26 protein-coding genes and 1 tRNA gene are annotated in these 26,120 nt (G+C 60.2%); 17 read left to right on the forward strand and 10 right to left on the reverse strand.

The genetic code is table 11. The features are described 5' to 3' along the window. The first annotated feature begins 17 nt into the window (after window positions 1-17). Together K8I84_RS12785 and K8I84_RS12790 are read left to right on the forward strand one after the other, a co-directional pair. Window positions 18-1,463, forward strand: coding sequence for an NfeD family protein (locus tag K8I84_RS12785; RefSeq protein ID WP_223795163.1), 1,446 nt, complete (start codon window positions 18-20; stop codon window positions 1,461-1,463). Window positions 1,464-1,497: 34 nt separating this feature from the next. Beyond that, entirely contained in the window at window positions 1,498-2,292 is a 795-nt protein-coding gene (locus K8I84_RS12790; RefSeq protein ID WP_223795164.1) for a slipin family protein, read from the forward strand. Window positions 2,293-2,352: 60 nt separating this feature from the next. Here K8I84_RS12790 and K8I84_RS12795 read toward each other — a convergent pair whose 3' ends face one another. The 3 genes from K8I84_RS12795 to K8I84_RS12805 form a co-directional block, all read right to left on the reverse strand. Next, window positions 2,353-2,631 carry an Lpp/OprI family alanine-zipper lipoprotein gene (locus K8I84_RS12795; RefSeq protein WP_223795165.1) on the reverse strand — a complete coding sequence of 93 codons (279 nt, stop codon included), beginning with the start codon at window positions 2,629-2,631 and terminating at the stop codon, window positions 2,353-2,355. Between the two features lie 196 nt (window positions 2,632-2,827). Then, complete coding sequence (locus tag K8I84_RS12800; RefSeq protein ID WP_223795166.1) at window positions 2,828-3,388, reverse strand: murein L,D-transpeptidase family protein; 561 nt, start codon at window positions 3,386-3,388, stop codon at window positions 2,828-2,830. 81 nt (window positions 3,389-3,469) lie between these two features. Further along, the gene (locus K8I84_RS12805) at window positions 3,470-5,221 is read right to left on the reverse strand and encodes a potassium/proton antiporter (protein ID WP_223795167.1); all 1,752 of its coding nucleotides are present in this window, start codon (window positions 5,219-5,221) and stop codon (window positions 3,470-3,472) included. 71 nt (window positions 5,222-5,292) lie between these two features. Here K8I84_RS12805 and K8I84_RS12810 point away from each other — a divergent pair. Further along, a tRNA-Gly gene (locus tag K8I84_RS12810) sits at window positions 5,293-5,366 on the forward strand. Between the two features lie 141 nt (window positions 5,367-5,507). Here K8I84_RS12810 and K8I84_RS12815 read toward each other — a convergent pair. The 3 genes from K8I84_RS12815 to K8I84_RS12825 all read right to left on the reverse strand — a co-directional run bounded on the left by K8I84_RS12815 (window position 5,508) and on the right by K8I84_RS12825 (window position 9,092). Then, complete coding sequence (locus K8I84_RS12815) at window positions 5,508-6,833, reverse strand: fibronectin type III domain-containing protein (RefSeq protein WP_223795168.1); 1,326 nt, start codon at window positions 6,831-6,833, stop codon at window positions 5,508-5,510. Between the two features lie 174 nt (window positions 6,834-7,007). Then, on the reverse strand, window positions 7,008-8,318 hold the full coding sequence (locus K8I84_RS12820; protein WP_223795169.1) for an NAD(P)/FAD-dependent oxidoreductase: 1,311 nt from the start codon (window positions 8,316-8,318) through the stop codon (window positions 7,008-7,010). Between the two features lie 168 nt (window positions 8,319-8,486). Further along, on the reverse strand, window positions 8,487-9,092 hold the full coding sequence (locus tag K8I84_RS12825) for a TetR/AcrR family transcriptional regulator (protein WP_223795170.1): 606 nt from the start codon (window positions 9,090-9,092) through the stop codon (window positions 8,487-8,489). Between the two features lie 113 nt (window positions 9,093-9,205). On the opposite strand from K8I84_RS12825, the gene K8I84_RS12830 reads away from it, so the two are divergent. The 4 genes from K8I84_RS12830 (at window position 9,206) to K8I84_RS12845 (ending at window position 12,567) form a co-directional block, all read left to right on the forward strand. Continuing rightward, window positions 9,206-9,760: a carboxymuconolactone decarboxylase family protein gene (locus tag K8I84_RS12830; RefSeq protein ID WP_223795171.1), complete on the forward strand. Its 555-nt coding sequence runs from the start codon at window positions 9,206-9,208 to the stop codon at window positions 9,758-9,760. A gap of 224 nt (window positions 9,761-9,984) precedes the next feature. Further along, entirely contained in the window at window positions 9,985-10,536 is a 552-nt protein-coding gene (locus K8I84_RS12835) for a carboxymuconolactone decarboxylase family protein (protein WP_223795172.1), read from the forward strand. 43 nt (window positions 10,537-10,579) lie between these two features. After that, on the forward strand, window positions 10,580-11,140 hold the full coding sequence (locus K8I84_RS12840) for a TIGR00730 family Rossman fold protein (RefSeq protein ID WP_223795173.1): 561 nt from the start codon (window positions 10,580-10,582) through the stop codon (window positions 11,138-11,140). 35 nt (window positions 11,141-11,175) lie between these two features. Then, window positions 11,176-12,567, forward strand: a complete 1,392-nt coding sequence (locus K8I84_RS12845; RefSeq protein ID WP_223795174.1) for an alanine/glycine:cation symporter family protein — start codon at window positions 11,176-11,178, stop codon at window positions 12,565-12,567. A gap of 11 nt (window positions 12,568-12,578) precedes the next feature. Here K8I84_RS12845 and K8I84_RS12850 read toward each other — a convergent pair whose 3' ends face one another. Further along, a complete protein-coding gene (locus K8I84_RS12850; protein ID WP_223795175.1) occupies window positions 12,579-12,755 on the reverse strand; it encodes a hypothetical protein in 177 nt (58 codons plus the stop codon). A gap of 222 nt (window positions 12,756-12,977) precedes the next feature. Here K8I84_RS12850 and K8I84_RS12855 point away from each other — a divergent pair, with 222 nt between their 5' ends. From K8I84_RS12855 to K8I84_RS12890, 8 genes are all read left to right on the forward strand, one after another. Beyond that, the gene (locus K8I84_RS12855) at window positions 12,978-14,198 is read left to right on the forward strand and encodes a CaiB/BaiF CoA transferase family protein (RefSeq protein WP_223795176.1); all 1,221 of its coding nucleotides are present in this window, start codon (window positions 12,978-12,980) and stop codon (window positions 14,196-14,198) included. A 151-nt stretch (window positions 14,199-14,349) separates the two neighbouring features. Beyond that, a complete protein-coding gene (locus K8I84_RS12860; protein ID WP_223795177.1) occupies window positions 14,350-14,973 on the forward strand; it encodes a YbhB/YbcL family Raf kinase inhibitor-like protein in 624 nt (207 codons plus the stop codon). 143 nt (window positions 14,974-15,116) lie between these two features. After that, window positions 15,117-15,641 carry a formate dehydrogenase subunit gamma gene (locus K8I84_RS12865; RefSeq protein WP_223795178.1) on the forward strand — a complete coding sequence of 175 codons (525 nt, stop codon included), beginning with the start codon at window positions 15,117-15,119 and terminating at the stop codon, window positions 15,639-15,641. A 13-nt stretch (window positions 15,642-15,654) separates the two neighbouring features. Then, window positions 15,655-17,193 carry a formate dehydrogenase beta subunit gene (locus K8I84_RS12870; protein ID WP_223795179.1) on the forward strand — a complete coding sequence of 513 codons (1,539 nt, stop codon included), beginning with the start codon at window positions 15,655-15,657 and terminating at the stop codon, window positions 17,191-17,193. Between the two features lie 17 nt (window positions 17,194-17,210). After that, window positions 17,211-20,111 carry a formate dehydrogenase subunit alpha gene (gene fdhF / locus K8I84_RS12875; protein WP_223795180.1) on the forward strand — a complete coding sequence of 967 codons (2,901 nt, stop codon included), beginning with the start codon at window positions 17,211-17,213 and terminating at the stop codon, window positions 20,109-20,111. Next, entirely contained in the window at window positions 20,092-20,967 is an 876-nt protein-coding gene (gene fdhD, locus K8I84_RS12880) for a formate dehydrogenase accessory sulfurtransferase FdhD (RefSeq protein ID WP_223795181.1), read from the forward strand. The genes fdhF and fdhD overlap by 20 nt, the downstream gene beginning before the upstream one ends. Then, window positions 20,960-21,193 (forward strand): formate dehydrogenase subunit delta, encoded by a 234-nt coding sequence (locus tag K8I84_RS12885; protein WP_223795182.1) that lies wholly within the window; start codon window positions 20,960-20,962, stop codon window positions 21,191-21,193. The genes fdhD and K8I84_RS12885 overlap by 8 nt, the downstream gene beginning before the upstream one ends. Before the next feature lie 64 nt (window positions 21,194-21,257). Then, window positions 21,258-21,956, forward strand: coding sequence for an SDR family NAD(P)-dependent oxidoreductase (locus K8I84_RS12890; protein ID WP_223795183.1), 699 nt, complete (start codon window positions 21,258-21,260; stop codon window positions 21,954-21,956). Window positions 21,957-21,968: 12 nt separating this feature from the next. On the opposite strand, the gene K8I84_RS12895 is transcribed toward K8I84_RS12890, so the two are convergent. The 3 genes from K8I84_RS12895 to K8I84_RS12905 are packed head-to-tail and all read right to left on the reverse strand — an operon-like array spanning window position 21,969 to window position 24,156. After that, window positions 21,969-22,715, reverse strand: coding sequence for an amino acid ABC transporter ATP-binding protein (locus K8I84_RS12895; protein ID WP_223795184.1), 747 nt, complete (start codon window positions 22,713-22,715; stop codon window positions 21,969-21,971). Beyond that, entirely contained in the window at window positions 22,712-23,386 is a 675-nt protein-coding gene (locus K8I84_RS12900; RefSeq protein WP_223795185.1) for an amino acid ABC transporter permease, read from the reverse strand. Before K8I84_RS12900 ends, K8I84_RS12895 begins: the two co-directional genes overlap by 4 nt. A 17-nt stretch (window positions 23,387-23,403) precedes the next feature. Beyond that, window positions 23,404-24,156 (reverse strand): amino acid ABC transporter substrate-binding protein, encoded by a 753-nt coding sequence (locus tag K8I84_RS12905; protein ID WP_223795186.1) that lies wholly within the window; start codon window positions 24,154-24,156, stop codon window positions 23,404-23,406. Window positions 24,157-24,648: 492 nt separating this feature from the next. On the opposite strand from K8I84_RS12905, the gene K8I84_RS12910 reads away from it, so the two are divergent. Further along, the gene (locus K8I84_RS12910) at window positions 24,649-25,401 is read left to right on the forward strand and encodes a cytochrome c peroxidase (protein ID WP_223795187.1); all 753 of its coding nucleotides are present in this window, start codon (window positions 24,649-24,651) and stop codon (window positions 25,399-25,401) included. Next, complete coding sequence (locus tag K8I84_RS12915; protein ID WP_223795188.1) at window positions 25,398-26,111, forward strand: DUF6969 family protein; 714 nt, start codon at window positions 25,398-25,400, stop codon at window positions 26,109-26,111. The genes K8I84_RS12910 and K8I84_RS12915 overlap by 4 nt, the downstream gene beginning before the upstream one ends. Window positions 26,112-26,120 lie beyond the last annotated feature (9 nt).

The following is a 26,120-nucleotide window of genomic DNA, read 5'->3' on the forward strand; positions in this document are numbered from 1 at the left end:
CAAGACGGGGAGGACGTATGCAGAGTCACCGACCCGCCAGGACCCTCCCTTACCCCATGCTTCGGCTGTGGGCGCTTATCTCTTTTTTCGCGTGCCTGATTGGTCTGGCCGCCCTCATACAGCCACTCTCGGCCGACTCCAAATCCACCAATACCGTGCTTGTCCTCTCCATCGAAGGCGCGATCGGCCCCGCCACCATGGATTACGTTACCCGTGGCATTCGACGAGCTGAGAGCGGTGAAGCCGACCTGGTGGTACTGGAAATGGATACGCCCGGTGGCCTGATGGATTCCATGCGCGACATCATCAAGGTGATTCTGGCCTCTGATGTGCCGGTGGTCAGCTATGTGTCTCCCGCCGGGGCCCGCGCGGCAAGTGCGGGCACTTACCTTATGTACGCCAGCCACATTGCTGCGATGGCGCCAGCCACCAACCTCGGTTCTGCAACCCCGGTACAGATGGGCGGACTGCCAGGGGGCGATCCTCAACCGTCTGAGCAGCCTGACACCAGCGATGAAGCCCAGGATGGAAGCAAGGATGAGGACGGCAAGCGCAGGGGCGGCACCGCCATGGAACGCAAGGTGCTGGAGGATGCCGTCAGTTACATTCGGGGGCTGGCAAATCGTCACGGCCGCAATGCCGATTGGGCTGAAGAAGCGGTCCGGGAAGGGGTAAACCTCAGTGCTGCCGCGGCGCTGGAGCGTAATGTGATTGATGTGGTGGCGGATAACCTCAGCGAACTTCTGGAACAGATTGATGGTCGCACGGTGCGTATGGCTACCGGTGAGCGCACACTGGACACCGCGAGCCTGTCGGTGGTGCGGGCACAGCCGGATTGGCGAACCCGCCTGTTGTCGGTGATCACCGATCCGAATGTCGCGTACTTCCTGATGATCATCGGTTTCTACGGCATCGTCTTTGAACTGGCCAATCCTGGGGCGGTGGTACCGGGTGTGATCGGTGCGATCTGCCTGATTCTGGCGCTCTTTGCGTTTCAGGTGTTGTCTGTCAATTACGCCGGACTGGCGCTGATCCTGCTGGGGCTGGCGTTTATGGTCGGGGAGGCGTTTGTCCCCAGCTTCGGGATTCTGGGAATCGGGGGCATAGTTGCCTTTGTCACCGGTTCGGTCATTTTGATGGATGGCTCGCATCGGGATATCTCATTGCCCACCATTGGTGGTACAGCGATTGTCGCCGCCGGATTTATGTTGTGGACGGTGACCAAGTTCATTCGCTTGCGCCGCCATCATCCGGTCAGTGGCGGCGAGCAACTTGCCCATGAGAGCGGTGTCGCGCTGGATGAATTTGTCCGCGAACACGAGTATTTCCGAGGGCACGTCCGATTAAGTGGTGAGCGTTGGAACGCAGTGAGCCAGGAGCCCGTGCAGTCGGGCGATAGCGTTCGGGTAACCGGGGTTGAGGGGCTGACGGTTTCGGTTGAGGTGAAGCACGACAACGCCTGATCCGTAAACGGTCGAATGAAACCAAGGAGGATCTATGATTGGTGAACTGATTCCATACATTGCGCCCGCGGTGGTGCTGCTGCTGATCCTCGCGTCGGCTATCAAGATCCTGCCGGAATACGAGCGTGGCGTGGTGTTCTTCCTCGGTCGCTTCCAGGGTGTGAAGGGGCCGGGCCTGATTATCGTGATCCCCGGGATTCAACAAATGGTGAGGGTCGATCTGCGGGTGATCGTTCTGGATGTGCCCAGTCAGGACGTGATTTCCAAGGATAACGTCACGGTGCGCGTAAACGCCGTACTGTATTTCCGGGTGGTGGACCCGGAACGGGCCATTATCCGGGTGGAGGACTATCATTCCGCGACCAGCCAGCTGGCGCAGACCACACTACGATCGGTTCTGGGTAAACATGATCTCGATGAAATGTTGTCCGAGAGAGACAAACTCAATTCCGATATTCAGGACATCATTGATGCACAGACGGAGGAGTGGGGTATCAAGGTGGCGAATGTGGAGATCAAACACGTTGACCTGAACGAATCAATGATCCGGGCGATTGCCCGTCAGGCCGAGGCAGAGCGGGAACGTCGGGCTAAGGTGATCCATGCGGAAGGCGAGCTTCAGGCCTCGAAGAAACTGGTAGAAGCCGCTCAGGTGATGTCTGCCAATCATGGGGCCATGCAGCTGCGTTACCTGCAAACCCTGGCGGATATGAGCAACACCAACGCCTCCACTATTGTCTTCCCGCTACCATTGGAGCTGGTAAAAGGCTTTCTGGAATCGAAGGATGGCAAGGGAACCGGGGATGCGGCTCCGGATGCGGAGGCTTAAAAAGCAGGCATAAAAAAGGCCGGTTAAACCGGCCTTTTAGACGTCGGCTCAGGCCGAGTCTTACTTCATGCTGGACTGCTCAAGCATGCGCTTGGCGCGCTCGTTTGCTTCGTTAGCAGCGCGCTCAGCTGCCTTGGCAGCAGCCAGTGCTTCTTCAGCAGTCTGCTGTGCAGTGCGAGCAGAGGAAGCAGCGCTGTTAGCGGTGCTCAGAGCATTTTCGGCAGTCTGCTCGGCAGAATTCGCGGTTGCAGTTGCTTCGTCAACGGCAGCCTGGTTGGAGGCGCAGCCTGCAGTCATAGCAGTGGCCAGAGCGAACCCGGCGATCGTCAGTTTACGCATTATGATTCCCCTTATTGGTCGAGTTATTTCCTATGCTCCGGAAATCAGTATAGATGACTTCCTGTCAATCGCGCCCAAAGGGCATTGACAACCGGATCGTTTCTCAGTGTAAAACACTCAGAGCCAAAATGTTAACAAAGGGTACGTAAATTTTTCGACCACGTGACAACAACTTAATGCTGCTGTCACGGAAAGTTCACGGAACAATTCGAATTGGGGTGCCGTCCGCGACCAGTTGCCAGATTTCATCCATTTCTTCGTTGGTCACGGCAATACAGCCATCGGTCCAGTCCAGTCCGCGGTAGGCAAATGCCATGTCGCCGACTTCGTTGGGTAGTCCGTGGATCATGATGCTGCCGCCGGGGTCCTGTCCCCAGGCCCTCGCCTGTTCCCTGTCCTGTTCGTTCGGGTAGGAGATGTGAATCGATTTGTAGAAATCACTGCTGGCGTTGCGCCAGTCCAGAACGTAATCACCCTCCGGGGTGCGTTCGTCACCCTCATAGAGCTTGTGGCCCTCGGGGTTATCGCCCAGGGATACGCGATAGCTCTTCACCACCCGCTCACCATCCATCAGGTAGAGCCGACGCTCACCTTTTCGCACCAGCACCTGACTGATGTCCAGCGACTCAGCCTGAGACGAGGCCGGCATTGGCATATGGGTGTCAGCCTTGGCCAACAGCTCAGTTGCCGACACCGCGGCTGGAGAAATCAGGGTGGCTGCCAGTAGACAGGCGCTTAAAAAAAATCGGGAAAACATGTTTAGTGAACTTACCAATGGTTAATCTTTGCACAGGCGCATTTATAACATAGGCCGCCAGGCCAATGTTGAGAGCTTTTGTTAACTTTTGGCGTGATCTTTTTTCTGATGTTTCGTGCCTGGCCCCTCCATCTTGAGGCCTACCTTGGTGACCCGATCGGATTCGGTTGCTCTCGCCACCAGCGTCACCGGCCCCAGCAAAACGGTATCGCCCACTACCGGGTGGCCTCTGGTGCGTTTGGCGAAGCACTCCGCCAGTGACAGCTCGGGTGGCAAGTCGTCGAATTCGATGCCGTAAACCTGCTCCACATCCCCCAGCAGCGCATCGCCATTGAGCACAAAGTCCCCGAAAAAGGCCCGTTCGGCCAGATATTCGGGCGCGTGCCGACCACTCAGGGCCTTGCCCAGTTCGGGCAGGACACCGGGGGTGGCAAACATGGCCAGCACATCACCGCTGACCACCTGCAGGTCCACGTTTGGCTGCAGGCAGACCTGATTCCGGAATACGCCAGCCACGGCGGTTTTTTCCGGAAGGTGAAGTTGGCCCAGTGGCCGGGGGGTCTCCCAGGGTTTGCCCCGTAAGGGGAACAGCATGAGCTCATGGCCACCGGCCGCCGGCACATCCAGTGGCAATCGCCGGTACGGGTCTTCGCCGGAGGGCACCTCCAGTTTAAGCTTTCTGGCCAGAGGTGCCATGGTGGTGCCCTGCACCACCAGCGAGACCAGGACGATAAAGAACGCGATGTGGAATATCAGTTGGGACTCCGGCAACCCGGCCATTACCGGGAACAGTGCCAGTACGATGGGAACCGCACCCCGCAGACCGACCCAGCCAATAAATCCCAGCTCCCGGCGGTTGAAGCCAAATGGCAGCAAAGTGAGTGTAACGGCCAGCGGACGAATAATCAGAATCAGTGCCAGGGCCATGATCAGGCCACCACCGGCCAGCGGCCACAACTCGGAGGGCGATACCAGCAGGCCCAGCATCAGGAACAGGCACAGTTGGGCCAGCCAGGCCAGGCCGTCGTGTACCTGAAGGATCATCGGCATCATCCGGACCTCGCGATTGCCGATCACCACACCGGCCAGATAAATCGCCAGGAAGCCACTGCCACCCAGGGCGTTGGTTCCGGCAAATACGGCAATGCCGGCGGCGGCGACCAGCAGTGGATACAGGGAGGGCGTCAGCCGGATCCGGTTGGTCAGTTCGGCGATCAGGCGTCCTCCCAGCACGCCCGCGATGCCCCCAATGCCCATCTGTTTGGCCAGCATCGTCGCCGCTTCACCGCCGGCGCTGGCGTCCTCGTTACCGATCAGGGTGACCAGTAGCAGCGTCAGAAAGATGGCCATGGGATCGTTACTGCCGGATTCGATCTCCAGTGTGGCACTGACCCGTTCGTTGAGGTGTAGGCCCCGGCCCTGCAACAGGGAGAAGACCGCGGCAGCGTCCGTAGAGGAAATGATGGCGCCGATCAGCAGTGATAGCAGCCAGGGCAGGTCAAACACCCAGTGGGCAACCACGGCAGCGCCCCCGGCGGTCAGGAATACCCCGAGTGTGGCCAGCATCAGGGCTGGTCGCAGTCCTACCCGGAAGGTCTCGGCACGGGTCCTCATGCCGCCATCCAGCAGTATGACCCCCAGCGCCAGGTTGGCCATCAGGAATGCCAGAGGAAAGTTGTCGAATTCAATGCCACCGGGGCCGTCCTGGCCCATCATCATGCCGACAACCAGGAATATCAGCAGCACCGGCATGCCAACCCGGCTGGACAGCGGGCTGAGCAGAATGCTGATCACCAGCATCAGGGCACCCATCAGGGTAAGGGTGGGGTCCATCACAACTCCAGACTCTGTGCTTGCCTAACCGTGTGCCAGCACTCTATATTTTTGCGCGGCCCATTGCATACGCGGGTGTAGTTCAATGGTAGAACGGCAGCTTCCCAAGCTGCATACGAGGGTTCGATTCCCTTCACCCGCTCCACTCTACACGACTCTTACCTGTCGATGAGCCAAAACACTACTATATATCAGAGTTCTATGATTTTTTGCTGGGCAGGCACTCTCCGGCTTCCGAGGAAACCGGAGAGGTTGATCGGCGAACTTGTGTTCTCTTACTCCTGGCCTAGTTGATTGTCTTCGAGACGGCCGGAGATGGCGGGCTGAGCAGTCCACCGGTGTCTTCCGTCTGCACGGTGAAATACCAGGTGCCCGTTGACAGACCTTCGATGGTTGCCGAGGTCTCATAGCCGGGGATAACCACCGACTGGTCCAGTGCTGTCTCGCTTGTCCCGTATTTGACCAGGTATGAGTTGATCTCGCTCAGGGCGAGAGAGGTGCCGTCGGAACGGGTGGAAGGTGCCGTCCAGCTGATGATGGCTGTTCCGGTGGTGGGTACCGGATCGGTTGTTGTGCCGCCATCGTCAACGACCGGAAAGCTTTGCGAGTCATTGATAGACGTGCCGGCCTCGTACTCCTCAAGATTGGTAAAGCCATCGTTGTCGAGATCCGTGCTGGCATCGGCGGAGTCGAGGGGATCCAGCCCGGAGGCATACTCGAAGCCATCGGGCATGCCATCGGCGTCGGAATCCGGATTGTTTTCCCGGGTTCCGATCAGGAATTCATCCGCTGCAGAGATCAGATCGCCATCCGGGTCATTATTGCTGTCGTTCGGATCACCGGGATTCAGGCCGTTGGCGATTTCCCAGTTGTCGTAGAGGCCATCACCGTCTTCGTCCAGGGGCGGATAAAGCTGATTGAACGCCAGGTTTTCGCTGCCATCCAGGTAACCGACGCGATAACCGAGGGAGTAGGCCTCCTGAGTGGTTTCCCCGTCGCCAAAGCCGGATTCGGACCAACTATACAGGTAATCGGTGCCGATCACCTGTTGGGCCAGGCCAGGTCCTTCCCAGGCAACGCTGAAATGGTCCGGTCCGCCGCCCTGTTTGAAGAGAACCTCAAAATAATAGGGCTGCCCTTCCGTCAGCCTCTGGATACCGGACGCCTGGGAGCTGTATTTGCTGTAGTCCCCTTGGGAGGTTTTACCGGGCACGGTTGCGATGATCCCGGCCTGCCCTGGTTGGTCCGACGGGCTCAGCAATAACTGTGCGGCGTCGTCAGCGCTGATGAAGAACCGATAGTCTCCGGTCGCTGGTGCCATAATAAAACCCCGCACCCAGGCCCCATAGTTGTTGCCACGATTGCTCATTTCGAGCGAGGTCAGGCTTTCCACCCGGTCCGGGTTATCGGGAAATGCCGGCGTTTCGGTCAGGTTGGAAATGTCAGAGCCGCTGATGTTGTCAAAGTAACGAAACTGGACAAAACCCGGGTCGCTGGTGGTGGGGACCGCAGCGGGCGGCGGGAGGTCCCCCGGGCCGGGAGTTTGTGTGGCACAACCTGCAAAGAATGAGGCGACGACAGCCAGAAGTATCGCGGTGCTGGCTTTAACCATGACAGCGTCCTCTGTGGGTGCTTTGAAGACAGGAACCTTACTCGTCACGGTTAAAGATGGCAGATAATGCCGATATGCACAGGGAGCGCCTAGTTCATGTGTTTATATACGAGTTCTTTTTATTCTTTTAGGTTGTCTGGTTTTGGCCAGGCTTGGAGCCTGGCCACCCTGACCCTAGTGCAGTTTCAGCCTCGGGTGCATGGCCCGGCTGATTTTATCCATCAGCCAGATGACGCCTGTCCGTACGAAGCCGTGTAGCGCCACCTGATGCATGCGGTAGAGCGACACGTAAAACAACCGTGCCACCTTGCCTTCTATATACATGCTCCGCCCCGACAGGTTGCCCATCAGGTTGCCCACAGTGGTATAGCGACTGAAATTGATCAGCGAGCCGTGATCGTTGTAGACAAACGGCACGGGCTCTTTTCCCTGCAGGCGGCGAGTCAGTGTCTTGAACAGGGTATCGGCCTGTTGATGGGCGGCCTGGGCCCGGGGCGGTACCGGACGGTCGGCGTCTGGCTGCGGGCAGGCCGCGCAATCGCCGAGGGCGAAAATATCGGTGTCCTGTGTGGTTTGCAGGGTCTGCTCGACCAACAGCTGGTTGCTCTTGTTGGTTTCCAACCCGTTGAGATTGGCCAGAAACGCGGGTGCCTTGATGCCCGCGGCCCAGATGGTCATTTCCGAAGCCAGTTCGGATCCATCCTGCATGATGATCCGGTTGGCCTTGACCTCGCTTACGGGCTGCCCGCTGTGTACCTGTACCTGCTGGCGCTCCAGTTCCCGGGTTGCCGCGGCAGACAATCTGGCCGGCAGCGCGGGCAGGATCCGGTCAGCGGCCTCGACGATGTTGATAGACACATCCGAGGGAGTCAGGTGGTTCATGCCGTAGACTGGCAGTTCCCGGGACGCCAGTCGAAGCTCCGCCGCCAGTTCCACACCGGTGGCACCGGCACCGATGATGCTGATATTCAGGGTATGGGGCCGATCGAGCTGCGCTTCGTGGTTTTTCCTGAGGAAGGCGTTGAGCATCAGGTTATGAAATCGCCGGGCCTGCTTCAGGCTGTCCAGGAACAGGCAATGGTCCTGCGCCCCCGGCGTACCGAAATCATTGGCAGTGCTGCCCACGGCAATCACCAGGGTGTCGTACTGGAGGTGTCGTTCCGGCACCACTTCCTCACCGTCCTGGTCATGGAAGGGGGCAATCACCACTTCCTTCTTTCGGCGATCCAGGCCACACATTCGGCCCAGCTGGAACTCGTAGTGGTGCTTGCGGGCGTGGGCCCGGTAGTTGATCTCGTTGGCGTTGGCGTCCAGGGAGCCGGAGGCGACTTCGTGCAGCAGGGGCTTCCAGACGTGGGTCAGGCCGGCGTCTACCAGCGTGATGCGCGCCTTGCGTTTCTTGCCCAGTTTGTTGCCCAGCCGGGTGACCAGTTCCAATCCGCCTGCGCCGCCACCCACCACCACGATGTGCTGAAGGTTATCCATAGTGTCCGATCCAGAAGTGAAAAGAGGCAAACGCTCTGGGACCAAAACGCTTGGCTGTTATCACTCGGCATTGTCGGGAAAGGGTGGGTGTGGGCTGAGGGGGCTATAGTAGCCTGCCGATGCAAGTGGGCACAATTGGCGACCGGTGCCGCTTCTGCCGGGCCGGGTTCAGTGCCGGGCCCGGTAGGCGTCCAGTATGGCTGACACGTCGCTGGCCAGTTCTGTCAGTTCTTCCGGACTCAGGCCTCGTTCGGCCATGGAACGGAGGCCCACGATCTGAGCCTGGATCAGGCGGGCCAGGCGCTCGCAATCGGTATGGTCGGCCAGCTCGCCCGCCATTTTGGCCTGTTCCAGCGCTTCAGCCAGTGCCTTGCGGACGTCCGCCAGAATCTGCTCGGCCTGCCCGGCCAGTTCCGGGTGGGTCCGGCTCGATTCCAGCAGGGTCTTGATGATCATGCAGGCCCGTGCCGGTTTGTCGGCGGACGCTGATGCGGTGCCTGCCATTGCACGCAGATAGGTCTGCAGGCCATCGACGATGGACTCCGAGCTCTCCAGATACCCCATCAGCTCTAGCCGACCCTGATCCGCGTAGGTGGCCAGGGCCTCGGCAAACAATCCGTCCTTGCTGCCAAAGGCGGCGTAAATGCTGCCGGGACGGAGATCCAGGGCCTGCTCGATCTGTTTCATGGAGCTGCCGTGGTAACCGCGATCCCAGAACAGCGAGATGGCTTTATTCAGCAATGTTGGTCTGTCGTACCGGGCTTGTCGGGCCATATCCGTGATCATCAGATTATTTGTTGAATGCTCACTCAATTATAACTTGAATGATCGCTCAAAAATAGTTAGGGTTCGCGTTGTTGAGCGATCATTCAAGAAAGGAGAGCGACATGACAGACTTTACCCTGCACGATATCGATTCCGCGCCAGAGCAATCCAAACCGCTGCTGGATAAATCTCAGAAGGCGTTCGGGATGATTCCCAATCTGCACGCGGTTATGGCTGAGGCCCCGGGTCTTCTCGATGGCTATCAGAAACTGCATGAACTGGTTCTGGGCAGCAGCTTTGACAACGACGAGACCACCGTCGTGTGGCAGACCATCAACGTGGAGCATGCCTGCCATTACTGTGTCCCCGCGCATACCGGCATTGCCAAGAGCATGAAGGTCTCGGACGAGATCACAAACGCCCTGCGGGACGAAACACCACTGCCCAGCGACAAGCTGGAAGCCCTGCGCACCTTCACCCTGGCGGTCGTTCGAAAGCGTGGTGAAGTCAACGGCGAAGATCTGGACGCTTTCTACGGTGCCGGTTACAGCCAGCGGCAGGTGCTGGAAATCATTCTGGTGCTGTCCCAGAAGGTGATGAGCAACTACGTCAATCACATCGCCGAGACACCGGTGGATGAGCCGTTCAAGCCCTTCGCATGGCAGAAAGCGAAGTAATAGCCCGGCAATCGGGTGCTTAAACCGGCGCCTCGGTCGGGGCGCCGCCTTCCAGGCCGGGCGGCTTTCGCCCGGTCAATCCATCTCCCTCCCCCTGCACTGACAGAACTCGTTGAACGACCGGACCATCTATCCGGATCAGGAACCGGTTGGCGGTTGGGCCGGGATTCCCGTGCCATACTGCTTTGAGGTCAGATGGGTGTATCGAATGTGAGGAGGCGGTGATGAATGACTTTACACTGCACGATCTGAATTCCGCGCCGGAAGAATCCAAACCCCTGCTGGAACAATCCTGCCGGGTGTTCGGCATGATTCCGGGCCTGCACGCGGTGATGGCCGAGGCGCCGGGTGTACTGAACGCCTACCAGACTCTGCATGAGCTGGTGATGGTCAGCAGTTTCGATAACGACGAGCGCACCGTGGTCTGGCAATCCATCAATGTGGAACACGCCTGTCATTATTGTGTGCCGGCCCATACGGGTATCGCCAGGAGTATGCAGGTGTCCGAGGGGCTGATTGAAGCGCTGCGCAACGAGAGCCCGTTGCCCACCCCGAAACTGGAAACGTTGCGAGCCTTTACCCTGGCGGTGGTGCGCAAGCGTGGGAAAGTCAGCCGTGAGGATCTGGATGCCTTTTACAAGGCCGGCTACGGCAACCGGCAGGTGATGGAAGTAATCCTTATCTTGTCTCAGAAAGTGATGAGTAACTACATCAATCACATCGCCGAGACCCCCATCGACGAGCCTTTCCGACCCTTTGAATGGAAGAAGGAATGATTGGTATGGAAGGAAACATCCGTTCAGGAGGGACCACCAGACTATGAAAATCGCGGTGTACTGCGGCTCCCGCACGGGCAATCACGCCCGGTTTGCCGAAAAGGCCGCCGAGTTGGGCGCCTTCTTTGGGCACAATGGTATTGATCTGGTCTTCGGTGGCGGTCACGTAGGGCTGATGGGCATTGTCGCTGACTCGGTGCTGGCCAATGGCGGCAAGGTTTACGGGGTTATTCCCGAACACCTCCGGAACCAGGAACTTGCGCACAGCAGTCTTACCGAACTGTTTGTTGTCCGGGACATGCATGAGCGCAAGGCCAAGATGGCGGAACTGGCCGATGGCTTTGTTGCCCTGCCCGGGGGCATCGGCACGCTGGAAGAAATCTTCGAAGCCTGGACCTGGGGCCAGCTTGGCCTGCACAAGAAACCCTGCGCCTTCTACAACGTGGACGGCTTTTACGATCATCTGCTGGACATGGCGGGCACCATGGCCGCAGCCGGTTTTTTAAGGCAGGAATACATCGACATGCTGGTGCTCACGGACACACCGGAGCAGTTGCTGATGGCTTTCCGCAACTACACGGCACCCCACGACAAATGGGGCTGATCTGACCATCACGCCCAGAGGAGGGGCCTTGTTGCGTGCTGGAGCTGGTTGAAGGCGTCGGAGAATTTGTCTGGGGTCCCTTGACCATTCTGTTGCTGGTGGGAACCGGCCTCTACCTCACCGTTCGCCTTCGCTTTATTCAGCTTTTTCGCCTCTGGCTGTCCCTGCGCATTGTCAGTGGCCGGGATGCCGAAACCTCCCGGGCGGGTGAACTCAGCCACTTCAGTGCATTGACCGTCGCCCTCTCCGCCGCCATTGGCAATGGCAACATTGCCGGTGTCGCCACCGCCATCGCCCTGGGCGGCCCCGGTGCCATTTTCTGGATGTGGGTGACCGCAGTCGTCGGCATGGCAACGGTGTTCGCCAGCACCACCCTGGCGCTGGTCTATCGCACCTATGACCCGAAAACGGGCTATGCCGGCGGCCCCATGTACTACATCGAGCGTGGCCTTGGCCCGCGCTGGAAGCCAATGGCCCGGTTTTTTGCCTTCTGCGCAATACTGGCGGCCTTTGGCACCGGCAACATGGTGGAGGCCAACTCGGTGGCCGATACCCTGGAGTTCTCGCTTCGAGACGTTTTGGCGTATGCACCGGACGAGGCCAACGTCCTAGGTGTCAAGCTGGGCATCGGCGTGGTGTACGCCGTCCTGATCTGGCTGGTGATCGTCGGCGGTATTCGCCGCATTGGCAAGGTGGTGTCCCGACTGGTGCCTCTGATGTTCGTGGTCTACGTGGGCAGTGCCCTGGTGGTGTTGGGCATTCATGTGGATCGCATTCCCGGTGCCCTGGCCTTGATACTCGGTGACGCCTTCACCGGAACGGCGGCCACTGGCGGCTTCGCTGGCGCGGCAGTGATGACCACGATCCAGTTCGGGGTGGCAAGGGGGGTGTTCAGTAACGAGGCGGGACTGGGCACCACCCCCATGGCCATGGCCGCGACCCGTTCCGATGAACCGGTGCGGGCCGGGCTGGTAGCCATGAACGGGCCGCTGTTCGACACGCTGGTAGTGTGCACGATTACTGCCCTGGTGATTATTACCACGGGCGTATGGACCACTGGCGTCAGTGGCTCCGAACTCACTACCATGGCGTTCAATGCAGCGGTACCGGATCTGGGCAAGCTCGCCGTCACGCTCTCGTTGCTGTTCTTCTCGTTTTCCAGTGTGGTGGGCTGGAGCGTCTACGGCGAACGGGGTACCGGATACCTGTTCGGGTCGGAACGAATTACCCTTTACCGAAACCTGTTCTGCTGTCTGCTGCCGGTCGGGGCTGTGATGGATCTGGAGTTGATCTGGGGCCTGTGCGACATTGCAAACGGCCTGATGGCGATTCCCAACCTGATTGCCATCGTTCTGTTGTCGCCCCTTGTGGTCCGGCTCACTCGGGAGTATTTCAGAACCCGCAGCCTCTCCGTGTCGCAGGATTGAAGGTTTCCGGATTATTCCCCGGCTTCCCGGGCCTGCTTGAGCTTTTCCAGTTTCTCGTGCAGCAACTGCTCCAGTTTGATCAGCTGCTCACGGTTTTTCTCGTTGGGTTTGTTGGTGTACAGGTCCACGTAGGTCTGGGTCACCGAACTCAGAATGGGATGCAGTTTTTTATAGTCTTCGTCGGCCATGGCTGGATCCTCCCCGGGGGCTTCAATCTGTTCAACTATGGCTCATTCGCCGGCATGATCAAGTTGGTCCGCCCAGGCGGGAGAAGGTTCCGGCTCATTGGCGTGTGCATCCCGGCGGCTCTCCGGTGACCAAACGGTGTATGCTTTTGGCAGAGTGGGTTCCGAGCCCGCTGACGATCTCGCGCAGAACAGCAACAAAAGTGACAAGGGATTGAACCAAGAATGTCCACAACAACCCCATCCCCCTCTTCCCCCATGGCTCTGGAGAACATCCGGGTTCTGGAGCTGGGTCAGCTGATTGCCGGCCCCTATTGTGGCCAGATCCTGGCCGATTTCGGTGCCGAGGTGATCAAGATTGAACCGCCCGGCAAGGGCGATGCCATGCGCCAGTGGGGGACCGAAGATCAACACGGCGACCCGATCTGGTGGAACGTGATTGGTCGCAACAAGAAGTCCGTGACCCTGGATCTGCGCCAGCCGGAGGGCCAGGAACTCCTGAAGGAGCTGGTGGCCAAAGCGGACGTGCTGATCGAGAACTTCCGACCCGGCACCATGGAAAAATGGGGCCTGGGTTATGACGTGCTGTCCGCCTTGAACCGTAGACTGGTGATGGTCCGGGTCACCGGTTTTGGGCAGGACGGACCCTATGCCAGGCGGGCAGGCTTTGCCGCCGTCTGCGAGGCCATGGGCGGGTTGCGCTACATCAGCGGTTACCCGGACCGGCCCCCGGTGCGGGTGGGTATTTCTCTTGGCGACTCGCTGGCGGGACTGCACGGAGCCCTCGGCGCGCTGGTGGCGCTGCAAAACCGGGAACGGACCGGCAAAGGGCAGATGGTCGACAGCGCCATCTACGAATCGGTACTGGCGATGATGGAGAGCTTGATCCCGGACTACGCCCGGGCGGGCAAGGTGCGGGAGCGGAGTGGCAGCTTCCTGCCAGGTCTGGCACCGTCCAACGCCTATCCGACCCGTGACGGCCGTGATGTGGTCATTGGCGCCAATCAGGACACGGTGTTTGCCCGCCTGTGCAACGCCATGGGGCAGCCGACGCTGGCAGACCATCCGGATTACGCTACTCATCGGGCGCGGGGCGAGAACCAGCTGGCCATTGATGATCTGGTGGCGGCCTGGACCCGTCAGCATGACGCCCAGCAGATTGTCGATGTACTGGCAGAGGCCGGCGTTCCGGCCGGTCTGGTCTACCGTGCACCGGAAATGCTGGACGACCCCCATTTCCGGGCGCGCGACAGCATCGTTGAAGTCCCCGACCGTCATGGCGACCCACTGCCCATGCAACAGGTGTTTCCCCGCCTGTCCGATACCCCGGGGCGGGTTCGGCACGTGGGTGTCGCACTTGGCGCCCATACCGACGAGGTTCTCAGTTCTATTCTGGGGCTGGACGAGGCACGTCGGGAAGAACTCAGGGACAAGCGGGTGATCTGACGCGGGTGGTTGTGGTCTGTCATTCGGATCTTCCGGGCTCTGCTAATCTGGACAACAGGCGGACGCCATTGATACAACCGGGTGTGGTCAATTCCGGTGTGGCCTTCGGGGCCGGCCGACTGGCGTCTGACAATCAACAGGAGGGATGGTTGTGAAACTAGAAGTCCGAGGTATTGAGGATGGGCAGCCGATTCCGGAGCGATTTGCGTTCGGAGTCTACAGTTCGACCGATCACATGAGCTTTGGCCCGAACAAGAATCCGGAACTGGTGTGGGACCAGGTTCCCGACGGCACCAGGAGCTTTGCGGTGATCATGTTCGATCCGGATGTGCCCAGTGTTGCCGACGATGTGAACAAGGAAGGCCGGACGGTCGCCGCGGATTTACCCCGGGTGGACTTCTTCCACTGGCTGCTGGTGGATATTCCGGCAGATACCCGCCGTATCCCCGAAGGCGAGGACAGCGATGGCGTCGCCCCGAAAGGAAAAGCGGGTGGCCCCGGTCCGATCGGCGTCCGTGGGGTGAACAACTACACCCAGTTTCTCGCCGGCAACCCGGACATGGGTGGTACCTATTGCGGATACGACGGCCCCTGCCCACCGTGGAATGATGAAATCATTCACCATTATCACTTCGAGATTTTTGCCCTGGATGTGGACAGCCTGGGCCTTGAAGGTGAATTCGATGGCAATGCGGTGCGCGAGGCCATGAAAGGGCACGTGCTCGACAGTGCGCGAGTCACCGGTACCTACACCCTGAACCCGGATCTTCGCTGACTCCGAACGAGCTTGGGATTCTTTGCTGTGACCGGTCTCCGGGCACAGCGATAAATTGCCCTGGTTGATCTTGTATACAGCTGGAAAACTTGCCGCTAAGGGACCACGATTAGGGAAAGCGCTTAATCACGGCAGGACAGGCCATGGCTACCCCGACAGAATACCCGCTGCCCACGGAGGGAGCCGAGGGCGAGTGGAATGAGGATTCCATCCGGCAGGAGGTGAATGCACTGCGGCACAAGCCCGGCGCACTCCTGCCGATCCTGCACGCAATCCAGGACCGCATCGGCTACATTCCCGAGGGAGCGGTTGCCGTCATCGCCGAGGCCCTCCAGCAGACCCGCGCCGAAATCCACGGCGTCATCAGTTTTTATCATCATTTCCGAACCCGGCCTGCCGGGACCCATGTGTTGCAAATCTGCCGGGCCGAGGCCTGCCAGTCGATGGGCTGCCGGGCGCTGGAATCGCACATACAGCAGCGCCTCGGGATCGGCTTTCACCAGACCACCCACGATCGTGAATTCACCCTGGAGCCCGTCTATTGCCTGGGCAACTGCGCGTGTGCGCCCTCCATCCGCCTGGACGACCGGATTCTCGGCCGGATGACGCCGGAGAAATTTGACCTGCTGGCGGAACAACTCACCACCTCGACACTCGAAGTGCAATAAACAGGGGAAACGCATGGCAATTCGAATCTATGTGCCTTGTGACACCACGGCGTTGTCACTGGGGGCGGATGAGGTAGCGAGACAGATCCAGCAGGCGGCCGATGATCGGGGACAGTCCATTACCCTCGTACGCAATGGTTCCCGTGGCCTGTGCTGGCTGGAGCCCCTGGTGGAGGTGGATACCGGTCAGGGCCGGATCGCCTATGGCCCTGTGGAGCCCGACGACGTGTCTGCATTGATTGAGGCTGGGCTGCTCGAAGCCCGCCGGGACCACGAATCCTGCCTCGGCAACATTGAAGATCACCCCTACCTCAAGCGGCAGCAGCGTCTGACCTTTGCTCGCATCGGCCTGACCGATCCGCTTTCCATCGACGACTATCGCGATCACGGTGGCTTTCAGGGCCTCGCCCGGGCGGTAGAACTGTCGGGCCAGGCCATTGTCGATCAGGTCAAGGAATCTGGATTGCGAGGCCGGGGCGGCGCGGCTTTTCCAACCAGCATCAAGTGGCAAACGGTGCTGGACCAGCCGGATGACCAGCAGAAATACATTGTGTGTAACGCCGATGAAGGCGATTCCGGCAGTTTCGCCGACCGGCTGGTGATGGAGTGTGATCCCTACCTGCTGATCGAGGGCATGGTGATTGCCGGTCTGGCGGTGGGCGCGGACCAGGGGTTCATCTACCTCCGGGAGGAATACCCGGTGGCCCACCGCATCCTCGACGAGGCCATCGCCCGGGCAGAGGCCGAGGGCTACCTGGGGGCAGACGTCCGCGGCACGGGGCAGAGTTTTTATCTGGAAGTCCGGCTGGCGGCCGGGGCCTACATTTGCGGTGAGGAGACGTCCCTGCTGGAGAGTCTGGAAGGCAAGCGCGGGCTGGTGCGCGCCAAGCCTCCACTGCCGGCCATTCACGGATTGTTCGGTCAGCCCACGATCGTTAACAACGTGCTGTCCCTGGCGACCGTACCGTTCATTCTGGCCCAGGGTGCATCGGCCTATGCCGACGTGGGTATGGGAAGGTCCCGGGGCACACTGCCGATCCAACTGGCGGGCAACATTCGCCAGGGCGGTCTCATTGAGCTGGGGTTCGGTGTGACGCTGCGAGAGATCCTGGAGGATTTCGGGAGCGGAACCCTGTCGGGCCGGCCCATGAAGGCGGTACAGGTGGGTGGGCCGCTGATGGCTTACCTGCCGGAAAGCCAGTGGGATACCCCCATGGATTACGAGGCCTTCGCCGGGCTCGGCGCCGGCATTGGCCACGGAGGGGTCGTGGTCTTCGACGACACCGTCGACATGGGCGCGCAGGCCCGCTTCGCCATGGAATTCTGCGCTGTGGAATCCTGCGGCAAGTGTACGCCCTGCCGCATTGGTTCGGTGCGCGGAGTGGAAGTGATTGACCGCATCCGGGCCGGCGAGCGCCCGGAAGAGAATCTCGCATTACTGGAAGATCTGTGTGAAACCATGGTGGATGGTTCGCTCTGTGCCATGGGCGGGATGACCCCGTTCCCGGTCCAAAGTGTCATGAAACATTTTCCGGACGACCTGACAGGCTGACCGGAGGGAGGCAAGGCATGCTGCAATACTACGAGCCCGATCAACGGCATCTGGATCCGGATCTGGACTACGGCACCCCGCCCAGCACATCGGAGACACTGGTTGAGCTGACCATCGACGGCAAGGCGATCCGGGTGCCCGAGGGCACCTCCGTGCTCCGGGCGGCGGCCATGGTAGGCATCAACATCCCCAAGCTGTGTGCGTCGGACAACCTCGAAGCCTTTGGTTCCTGCCGGTTATGCGCGGTTCAGGTGGAAGGGCGGCGTGGCTACCCGGCGGCCTGCACCACACCGGTGGCTGACGGTATGGCGGTGACCACCCAGAACGATCGGCTGGCCCGGCTGCGCCGGAACGTCATGGAACTGTATATTTCCGACCATCCGCTGGACTGCCTCACCTGTCCAGCCAACGGCAACTGCGAATTGCAGGACATGGCCGGTGTCGTGGGACTGCGGGAGGTGCGCTATGGCTTCAGCGGTGAGAACCATCTGGATGCGGAAACCGACGCCTCCAATCCCTATTTCAGTTTTGATCCCAGCAAGTGCATTGTCTGTTCCCGCTGCGTGCGGGCCTGTGAAGAGGTGCAGGGTACTTTTGCCCTGACCATCGACGGCCGTGGCTTCGAGTCCAAGGTGTCGGCGGGCCAGAACGAGCCATTCATGGATTCCGAGTGCGTCTCCTGTGGCGCCTGTGTGCAGGCGTGCCCCACCTCCACGTTGATGGAAAAGAGTGTGATCGAGTCCGGTCAGCCGGAGCACAGCGTGGTGACCACCTGCGCCTACTGCGGCGTGGGCTGCTCTTTCAAGGCCGAGATGCAGGGCGACAAGCTGGTGCGCATGGTGCCCTACAAGGGCGGCGATGCCAATCACGGCCACGCCTGCGTGAAAGGCCGCTTCGCCTTTGGCTACGCCACCCACAAGGATCGCATTCGCGAGCCGATGATCCGGGATGCCATCAACGACCCATGGCGGACTGTATCCTGGGACGAAGCCATTGAATTCGCCGCCCGCCGGCTGCGGGCCACCCAGGATAAGTATGGCCGGGAGAGTATCGGAGGTATTACCTCCTCCCGCTGCACCAACGAGGAAACTTATCTGGTGCAGAAACTGATCCGGGCCGCGTTCGGCAACAACAACACCGATACCTGCGCCCGGGTTTGCCATTCCCCCACCGGCTACGGCCTGAAAACCACCATTGGCGAGTCCGCCGGCACCCAGACCTTCGATTCGGTGATGAAGTCGGACGCCATGATTGTTGTCGGCGCCAATCCCACCGACGCCCACCCGGTGTTTGCTTCCCAGATGCGCCGACGTCTGCGCCAGGGCGCCAAACTGATCGTGATCGATCCTCGCCGGATTGACCTGCTCCATACCCCCCATGGTGGTGAGGCTATCCACCTGCCCCTGCGCCCGGGCACCAATGTGGCAATGATCAACGCCCTGGGTCATGTGGTGGTCTCCGAAGGTCTGGAAGATCATGACTTTATCGACAATCGCTGTGACCCCGAGGCCTATCGGGAATGGCGCGAGTTCATTGCCGAGGAGCGGAATTCGCCGGAGGCCATGGAGGTCGTAACCGGAGTACCTGCTGCTCTGGTGCGTCAGGCCGCCAGGCTGTTTGCCGAAGCGGGCAACGGCGCCATCTATTATGGCCTGGGGGTGACTGAGCACAGCCAGGGCTCCACCATGGTCATGGGCATTGCCAATCTGGCCATGGCCACGGGCAACCTGGGCAGAGAGGGCGTTGGTGTGAATCCGCTTCGGGGTCAGAACAACGTACAGGGCTCCTGCGACATGGGCTCCTTCCCCCACGAATTCCCGGGTTACCAGCATGTCGGCGACGCTGCGGTTCGCCAGCACTTTGAGGCCGAGTGGGGCGTGACCCTGGATGACGAGCCGGGGCTGCGCATTCCCAACATGTTTGATGCTGCGGTGGCGGGCCATTTCAAAGGGCTGTATGTGCAGGGCGAGGACGTGGCCCAGTCCGACCCGAATATCCAGCATGTGGAGGCGGCGCTGACCTCGCTCGATTGCCTGATCGTGCAGGACATCTTCCTGAACGAAACCGCCAAGTACGCCCATGTGTTACTGCCCGGTTCCACCTTCCTGGAGAAAAACGGCACCTTCACCAACGCCGAGCGGCGGATCAACCGGGTACGCCGGGTCATGCCCCCGATTGCCGGGTTGGAGGACTGGGAAGTCACCATGGCGCTGTCCAATGCCATGGGTTACCCCATGAACTACAGTCATCCATCTGACATCATGGATGAAATCGCCCGTCTGACCCCCAGCTTTGCCGGCGTCAGCTACGACAAGCTGGATCGTCTTGGCAGTATCCAGTGGCCCTGCAACGACGCCCATCCGGAAGGCACGCCCACCATGCACGTGCAGGACTTCCCCATTGGCAAGGGGCATTTCGCGGTGACCGAATACGTGGCCAGCAACGAGAAAACCACCCGCAAGTACCCGCTGGTGCTGACCACAGGGCGGATCCTGACCCAGTACAACGTGGGTGCCCAGACCCGTCGAACCAACAACAGCAAGTGGCATCCGGAGGATGTTTTGGAAATTCATCCCAGTGATGCGGAACTGCGGGGCGTCCGTGAGGGTGACTGGGTGGGTATCACCAGCCGTGTCGGCCAGACGGTGGTCAGGGCCCGCATCAGTGAGCGGATGCTGCCCGGGGTGGTGTACACCACCTTCCACCACCCGGAAACCGGGGCCAATGTCATCACCACTGAAAACTCTGACTGGGCCACCAACTGCCCGGAATACAAGGTTACGGCGGTGCAGGTGGAGAAGGTTTCCCAGCCCTCTGCCTGGCAGCGGCACTTCGAGCAGTTCGATGAACGTCAGCACCAGTTGCTGAAGACAGCCAGCCCCGATCCGGAGGCAACCGATGCCCCAGCGCTCAAGTAATTTGGGTGGCCAGCCTCCGGGCGCGGCCGACAGCTCTCTGCCACTTCCGGTTCGGGAGCTGGTGGTTGAGGTGCAAGGTGGCGTCGTCGGCACGCCCGGGTTGGACAGTGTCGCTGAGGAAATCCCGGTGGCTCTGGTCTACAACGGCGTGTCCTATGCAGTGATGATGGCATCGCCTACCAATCTTGAGGATTTTGCGCTGGGATTCAGCATGACCGAAGGCATCCTGAATGGTGCTGACCAGCTGTTCGACCTCGAGGTGGTAGCCAGTGAGCTGGGGCTCAGTGTGGAAATGCACATTGCCGGGGAGTGCCTGGCTCGTTTGAAGGCGCGGCGTCGAAACTTTGCCGGACGCACGGGGTGTGGCCTGTGCGGTGTGGAATCGCTGGAGCAGGCAATTCCAGCGGTCGCCCGGGTGACGCCTGCCCCGGTACCCGGAGATGGGGCGGTACAGCGTGGCCTGGCCCACCTGCGCGAGCATCAGCAGCTTCAGGAGCAGACCGGTGCCACCCATGCGGCCGCCTGGTGCGATAGTCGGGGCCACATTGTGTGTGCCCGGGAGGATGTGGGCCGTCACAACGCACTGGACAAGTTAATCGGTGCGCAGCTTCAAAGCTTTGGCGACGACGCGTTTCGGGATGGCTTTGTGCTGGTTTCCAGTCGCGCCAGCTACGAAATGGTGCAGAAGTGCGCCAGTGTCGGAATTGCCTGTCTGGTGGCCTTGTCTGCGCCCACGGCCCTCGCGATCAGGCTGGCCCGGCAGGCAGGTATGACGCTGATCGCGTTTGCCCGGCCCGGACGCCACGTTATCTACCATCGCAGTGAACCGCAGACGGAAGAGGCTAACCATGACTGACCAGGAGCTGGCCCACCTGATCCAGATGATCAACCAGATCAGCGACAACAACATTTATCACGGAGACGAGGCCCGCGCGGCAGAGGCTGTGGCTACCCATCTGCGCAAATTCTGGGCGCGCAGTATGAAGCAAAGAATCACGGAGTACGCCCGTGCTGATGGGGCGCAGCTGTCTGACGTGTCGAAACTGGCGATTGCCCGCCTGAGCGAACTTCAGCCATCGTAAACAGGCGCCTCCGTCACGCGTTGCGGGATGCGCCCCACAGCTGGCAATGAAACGGAGGTGGAACATGAACAAGGTATGTGTGGTGGTGGGTGTAGGCCCCGGGAATGGCGAAGCCCTGGTTCGGCGATTCTGCGCTGAAGACTATCAGGTGGCGATGCTGGCCCGGAGCGAAGAGTACCTCACCCGATTGGCCGATGAGCTGCCCAATGCCCATGCGCTGGTTTACGATGCCACCGATCTGGATGCTGTACCCGCGGTCTTCGAGAGTATCCGGCAGCAGCTGGGTGAGGTGTCAGTGCTGCTCTATAACGCAGGTGGCGGTATCTTCAAAAGTGCCGAAGAAGCCAGCCTGGAAGAATTTGAGGCGAGCTGGCGCATCAACGTGGCGGGGCTGGTGGCCGCCACCCAGGCGCTGTTACCCCAGCTACGCCAACAGGAACACGCGAGTATCGTGGTCACCAGTGCCTCCGCTGCGTTGCGTGGCCGGGCCAACACCGCACCCTTTGCGTCGGCCAAGGCGGCCCAGCGGAGTCTGGCCCAGTCGCTGGCCCGGCAGCTGGGGCCCGAGGGAATTCATGTGGCCAACGTGATCCTCGACGGCGTGGTGGACCTGCCGCGCACCCGTCGGGCCCTGCCAGACAAACCCGATGAGTTCTTTATCCAGCCATCTGCCGTAGCCGATGCAGTGTGGATGCTGACACAACAAGCACCGTCGGCCTGGACGTTCGAGCTGGATCTCAGGCCCTTCGGGGAGTCCTGGTAGGCTTCTTGCCCCTCACACCTGATGAGTAGCGAGGATTTTTTGCAGGAAATCCCGGGTGCGTGGGTCCTGGGGGTGGTAGAAGATGTCGCTTGGCGGCCCCTGTTCCACAATCCGGCCCCCCTCAATAAACACCACCCGATCCGCGACGTCCCGGGCAAAGGCCATTTCATGAGTCACCAGAATCATGGTCTGGTGTTCGGCGGCCAGCTGCTTCATCAGGCCCAGCACTTCGTCCACCCATTCCGGGTCCAGTGACGAGGTGGGCTCGTCAAACAGAATCACTTCCGCGCCGGTGGCCATGGCCCGGCCAATGCCCACGCGCTGCTGCTGGCCGCCGGACAGCGATGCCGGGTAGGCATCGGCCTTGTCGGCCAGGCCAATCCGTTCAAGGATTTCCCGCGCCCGTGCGTGGGCTTTGGCCTTCGGCCAGCGGTCCACCACGATCAGCCGTTCGGCGATGTTCTCCAGCGCGGTCTTGTTGGCGAACAGGGCGTAGTTCTGGAACACGAAGGCGGTATGTCGGCGCAGTTGCAGGACGTCCTGCTTGCTGGCCCTCTCCACATCAACCGTCAGGTCGCCCACCGTCAGCTCGCCGGCGGTGGGTTGTTCGAGAAAGTTCACACATCGCAGCAAGGTGGATTTACCCGTCCCTGACGGGCCGATAATGACCACGATTTCGCCTTTCTCCACGGTCAGGTCAATACCGTCGAGTACCACGGTTTCACCGTACTGTTTGCGCAGGCCGGTCAGTTTGATCATCGGCTATAGGCCTTGTTCAGGCGGGTTTCCAGATTGCCTTGCAGCCACGACAGAATCTCCACCACGATCCAGTACATGACAGCCGCGACAATGAAGGCTTCAAAATACAGGAAGCTGCCGGAGGCTTCTTTCTGAGTGGCGCCCATCAGTTCGGTCACACCCAGGGTAAAAGCGAGGGAGGTGGCCTTGATCATGTCGATGAAGTAGTTCATCAGGGTGGGCAGGGCCACGCGGGTGGCCTGGGGCAGAATAATCCGGCGCATCAGCTGGCCGTTGGTCATGCCGATGGACAGCGCCGCTTCGGTCTGGCTGCGGTCAACGCCGACAATGGCGGCCCGAATGGACTCGGCCATGTAGGCGGCGAAGTGCATGGTCAGGCCCATGATGGTTGCAGTGATGCCATCGATCACCGTCAGCGCGCTGAACAGCTGGGGGAGCCCGTAGTAGAACAGGAAAAGCTGCACCAGCAGCGGCGTGCCCCGGAAGAACGAGATGAAGACAATGGTGAACTGGTTAAGTACCGGAATCTTCAGGACCCGAACCACCGCAAACAGGCACGCCAGGATCAGCGCCAGGAGCATACCGATCGACGCCAGCTGCAGGGTCAGGGGCAGGTATCCGAGCAGGACCGGAACCAGCCCTAGCATGTAGTCGACGTCGAGGGTGCTCATTGTGCTATCGCCTGTGCTCAGGGAGCGGTGATGTCAGTACCGAACCACTTCTCGGAAATCGCTTTCAGCGTTCCGTTCTGGCGCAGGGTGCTCAGGGCGGCATTCACCTCATCCCGCAGGGCACGGCCCTCATCGGTATTCGGGAACGGGTAGGCGTTGGCGATGCTGGAGAAGGTCGGGCCGGCCAGCTGCAGGGGCAGCGGCTTTTCCCGGATGATCTGGCTGGCGCTGACACGGTCCATCACGAAGGCATCAACCCGGCCCAGGGCGGTGTCACGCTCGATGTTGCTGTCGTAGGTCTTGATGTTGATCTCGTCGGCATAGGGCAACTCGCGCAGCAGGGCTTCGAAGTTGGAACCCAGGTTGACCGCCACGGTCTTGCCTTTGAGGTCTTCCACACCATTGATGGTGTCATTGCCTTGCTTGGTCACTACCTGGGCACCGTCGTAAACGTAGGGCTTGCTGAACAGGTAGGCCTTCTCGCGCTCTTCGGTGATGGTGATCTGGTTGGCTACGGTATCAATTCGGCCGGAACCGAGCATACCAAACAGGCCGGAGAACGCTGCGGTGCGGTATTCCACCTCGCGGCCCATCTCTTCCGCGATGGCGTCCATCACATCCACCTCAAACCCCTTCAGGGTATCCTGCTCAACAAAGGTGAACGGGAAGTATTGGCCAGACATTCCGACACGGAGCTTGGTCTCTTCCGCGAACAGTGGCGCAGACACCAGGGACAGTAATACAAGAACAGTCGCTAGCAGGGTTTTCATTATCGTTTCCTTCCTGAATTTCCTGAGTGGGTGCCGCATCTGCGGCGTACGACGTTGAATAATAGAGCCAAAAGGGCGCCTTAGCCTAACACGACAAGGCTTTGCATCGATACGGGCTTTCCCAGAGCCCTGTCTTCTGGCGATTTCAGCGATGTTCTGGCCGGCCTGGTAACAAATCGTTGTCCCCGGTGTCCTTGATGCTGTGGGCGGGTTTCGGGAGTTCGCCGCTGGCAAGAATCGGAGTCGCTCCATGTTCCAGCTACCTGTTCACCGTTTTCTATCTAACCAATGGCTAGTGGGCTTTGTTGCCCGCCACCCGCGGGTTCTGGTTTGCCTGGTATACCTTTCACCCGGACACCCGGGTCTTCGAACATGAATAAATTGGTTCACGGGTGTAATGGTTGCAGAACTCAAGTGTCTCCCGTTTAACCGCTGTGCGCGGTGCATCGGCCCGAAGCGGGCCACTGACGATGAAACGAGGGAGAGAACACCATGAACAAGAACCTCCACCCACTTCGACAAGCAATCCGGGCATCGGGCGAACACCGCTGCACGGCCTGGTGGTCGGCCATGCTCATGACCGCACTGCTGGCGGTGCCGGCAGCTGTTTCGGCCGCCTGCAATCCCTGCTCTCCGTGCAAAGGCAAATGCAAGGCCAGCCAGCAGTGCAAGGCAGGGTGTAATCCCTGTGCAGGTAAGAACCCCTGCGCTGCAAAGAATCCCTGTGCTGCCAAAAACCCTTGCGCTATGAAATGTAATCCGTGCGCCGCCAAAGGCTGTAACCCGTGTGCCACCAAGGGCTGCAATCCCTGTGCGGCCGGGGGCAAGTGCGCGGCCAAGCCCAACCCCTGTGCCGCCAAGCGAGTCACCCGCCCGGCCGGTTATCAGCCCTACGAGGGCAATCCCTGTGCGCTGGTGGCCATGGGCAAGAAACTGTTCAGTGATACGTCCCTGAGTACCAATGGCCTGTCCTGCCAGAGCTGCCATGCCGATGGTGCGGGCTACCAGGCCACCTTCGCCAGCGCTTACCCCCATTCCGTGGAAATGGCGAAGAATATTTTCGGCATGGACAGCGTGCATCTTGATGAAATGGTCCAGATCTGCATGGTGCAGCCCATGGCGGCCGATCCCTTGCCCTGGGACAGCGAAGAACTGGCGGCCCTGACGGCCTACACCGAGAAGGTCCGGCTTGAGCTGGCGGCTAATCCCTGTGCCCTGAAAGGCGGCAAGGAGCAGGCGCAATGACAGAACTTCAGATACCGGCGTTATCCGCACTGACGGATCAGCAGATTCTCACCAGCCTGGCGGCGGTGGATGATATCCGGGAAAGCTACCGGGTACTGGAGAAAGCCGGTCTTAACATCGTTGGCGAGGTCCTCAAAGGGCAGGGTCCGTTTTACGAGCTGGACCATTACCCGCAGGGCGACGTGTTCGATGCCGAGTCCGCTTCCCAGTATTACTACCATGCCCATCGCGACGATCACGACGAGCACGGCCACTTTCACCTGTTCCTGCGCAACGGCGCTATTCCATTGGGTGAGGCGCCGGTGCTGGGGCCAGCGGGGGACGATCAGGTAGTGCATCTGGTGGCGATTGCCATGGACGCCTGGGGATACCCCACCGACCTGTTCGCTGTGAACCGCTGGGTCACCGACGAAAGCTGGCTGCCGGCTAATCGGATTGTTCAGGTTCTGGAACGGTTCGAGATGGACCACGCCTACCCCAGTTGGCCGGTTAACCGCTGGCTGACCGCCATGGTGCGATGCTTCCGGCCCCAGATTGAAGCGTTGTTGCTGCACCGGGATCAGGTGGTGGCGGCTCATCCCTTGCCGCTGGAGGAAACACTGGAAGACCGGTCGCTGGACATCACCGGTAACCTGCCGATCGATGTGGAGCTCTGGGCCACGGCGCTGGCCGAGGAACAACGCCAACGCGCCGGGCGGCGTAGGGCATAATTGGGGTCA

It is taken from the genome of Marinobacter sp. F4216 (assembly GCF_019931195.1).
Classification (GTDB): Bacteria; Pseudomonadota; Gammaproteobacteria; order Pseudomonadales; family Oleiphilaceae; genus Marinobacter; species Marinobacter suaedae.

Coding starts and splice junctions, on each gene's coding strand:
- K8I84_RS12785 (WP_223795163.1), top strand. CDS start 18: ATGCAGAGTCACCGACCCGCCAGGACCCTCCCTTACCCCATGCTTCGG.
- K8I84_RS12790 (WP_223795164.1), top strand. CDS start 1,498: ATGATTGGTGAACTGATTCCATACATTGCGCCCGCGGTGGTGCTGCTG.
- K8I84_RS12795 (WP_223795165.1), bottom strand. CDS start 2,631: ATGCGTAAACTGACGATCGCCGGGTTCGCTCTGGCCACTGCTATGACT.
- K8I84_RS12800 (WP_223795166.1), bottom strand. CDS start 3,388: ATGTTTTCCCGATTTTTTTTAAGCGCCTGTCTACTGGCAGCCACCCTG.
- K8I84_RS12805 (WP_223795167.1), bottom strand. CDS start 5,221: ATGGACCCCACCCTTACCCTGATGGGTGCCCTGATGCTGGTGATCAGC.
- K8I84_RS12815 (WP_223795168.1), bottom strand. CDS start 6,833: ATGGTTAAAGCCAGCACCGCGATACTTCTGGCTGTCGTCGCCTCATTC.
- K8I84_RS12820 (WP_223795169.1), bottom strand. CDS start 8,318: ATGGATAACCTTCAGCACATCGTGGTGGTGGGTGGCGGCGCAGGCGGA.
- K8I84_RS12825 (WP_223795170.1), bottom strand. CDS start 9,092: ATGGCCCGACAAGCCCGGTACGACAGACCAACATTGCTGAATAAAGCC.
- K8I84_RS12830 (WP_223795171.1), top strand. CDS start 9,206: ATGACAGACTTTACCCTGCACGATATCGATTCCGCGCCAGAGCAATCC.
- K8I84_RS12835 (WP_223795172.1), top strand. CDS start 9,985: ATGAATGACTTTACACTGCACGATCTGAATTCCGCGCCGGAAGAATCC.
- K8I84_RS12840 (WP_223795173.1), top strand. CDS start 10,580: ATGAAAATCGCGGTGTACTGCGGCTCCCGCACGGGCAATCACGCCCGG.
- K8I84_RS12850 (WP_223795175.1), bottom strand. CDS start 12,755: ATGGCCGACGAAGACTATAAAAAACTGCATCCCATTCTGAGTTCGGTG.
- K8I84_RS12855 (WP_223795176.1), top strand. CDS start 12,978: ATGTCCACAACAACCCCATCCCCCTCTTCCCCCATGGCTCTGGAGAAC.
- K8I84_RS12865 (WP_223795178.1), top strand. CDS start 15,117: ATGGCTACCCCGACAGAATACCCGCTGCCCACGGAGGGAGCCGAGGGC.
- K8I84_RS12870 (WP_223795179.1), top strand. CDS start 15,655: ATGGCAATTCGAATCTATGTGCCTTGTGACACCACGGCGTTGTCACTG.
- fdhF (WP_223795180.1), top strand. CDS start 17,211: ATGCTGCAATACTACGAGCCCGATCAACGGCATCTGGATCCGGATCTG.
- fdhD (WP_223795181.1), top strand. CDS start 20,092: ATGCCCCAGCGCTCAAGTAATTTGGGTGGCCAGCCTCCGGGCGCGGCC.
- K8I84_RS12885 (WP_223795182.1), top strand. CDS start 20,960: ATGACTGACCAGGAGCTGGCCCACCTGATCCAGATGATCAACCAGATC.
- K8I84_RS12890 (WP_223795183.1), top strand. CDS start 21,258: ATGAACAAGGTATGTGTGGTGGTGGGTGTAGGCCCCGGGAATGGCGAA.
- K8I84_RS12895 (WP_223795184.1), bottom strand. CDS start 22,715: ATGATCAAACTGACCGGCCTGCGCAAACAGTACGGTGAAACCGTGGTA.
- K8I84_RS12900 (WP_223795185.1), bottom strand. CDS start 23,386: ATGAGCACCCTCGACGTCGACTACATGCTAGGGCTGGTTCCGGTCCTG.
- K8I84_RS12905 (WP_223795186.1), bottom strand. CDS start 24,156: ATGAAAACCCTGCTAGCGACTGTTCTTGTATTACTGTCCCTGGTGTCT.
- K8I84_RS12910 (WP_223795187.1), top strand. CDS start 24,649: ATGAACAAGAACCTCCACCCACTTCGACAAGCAATCCGGGCATCGGGC.
- K8I84_RS12915 (WP_223795188.1), top strand. CDS start 25,398: ATGACAGAACTTCAGATACCGGCGTTATCCGCACTGACGGATCAGCAG.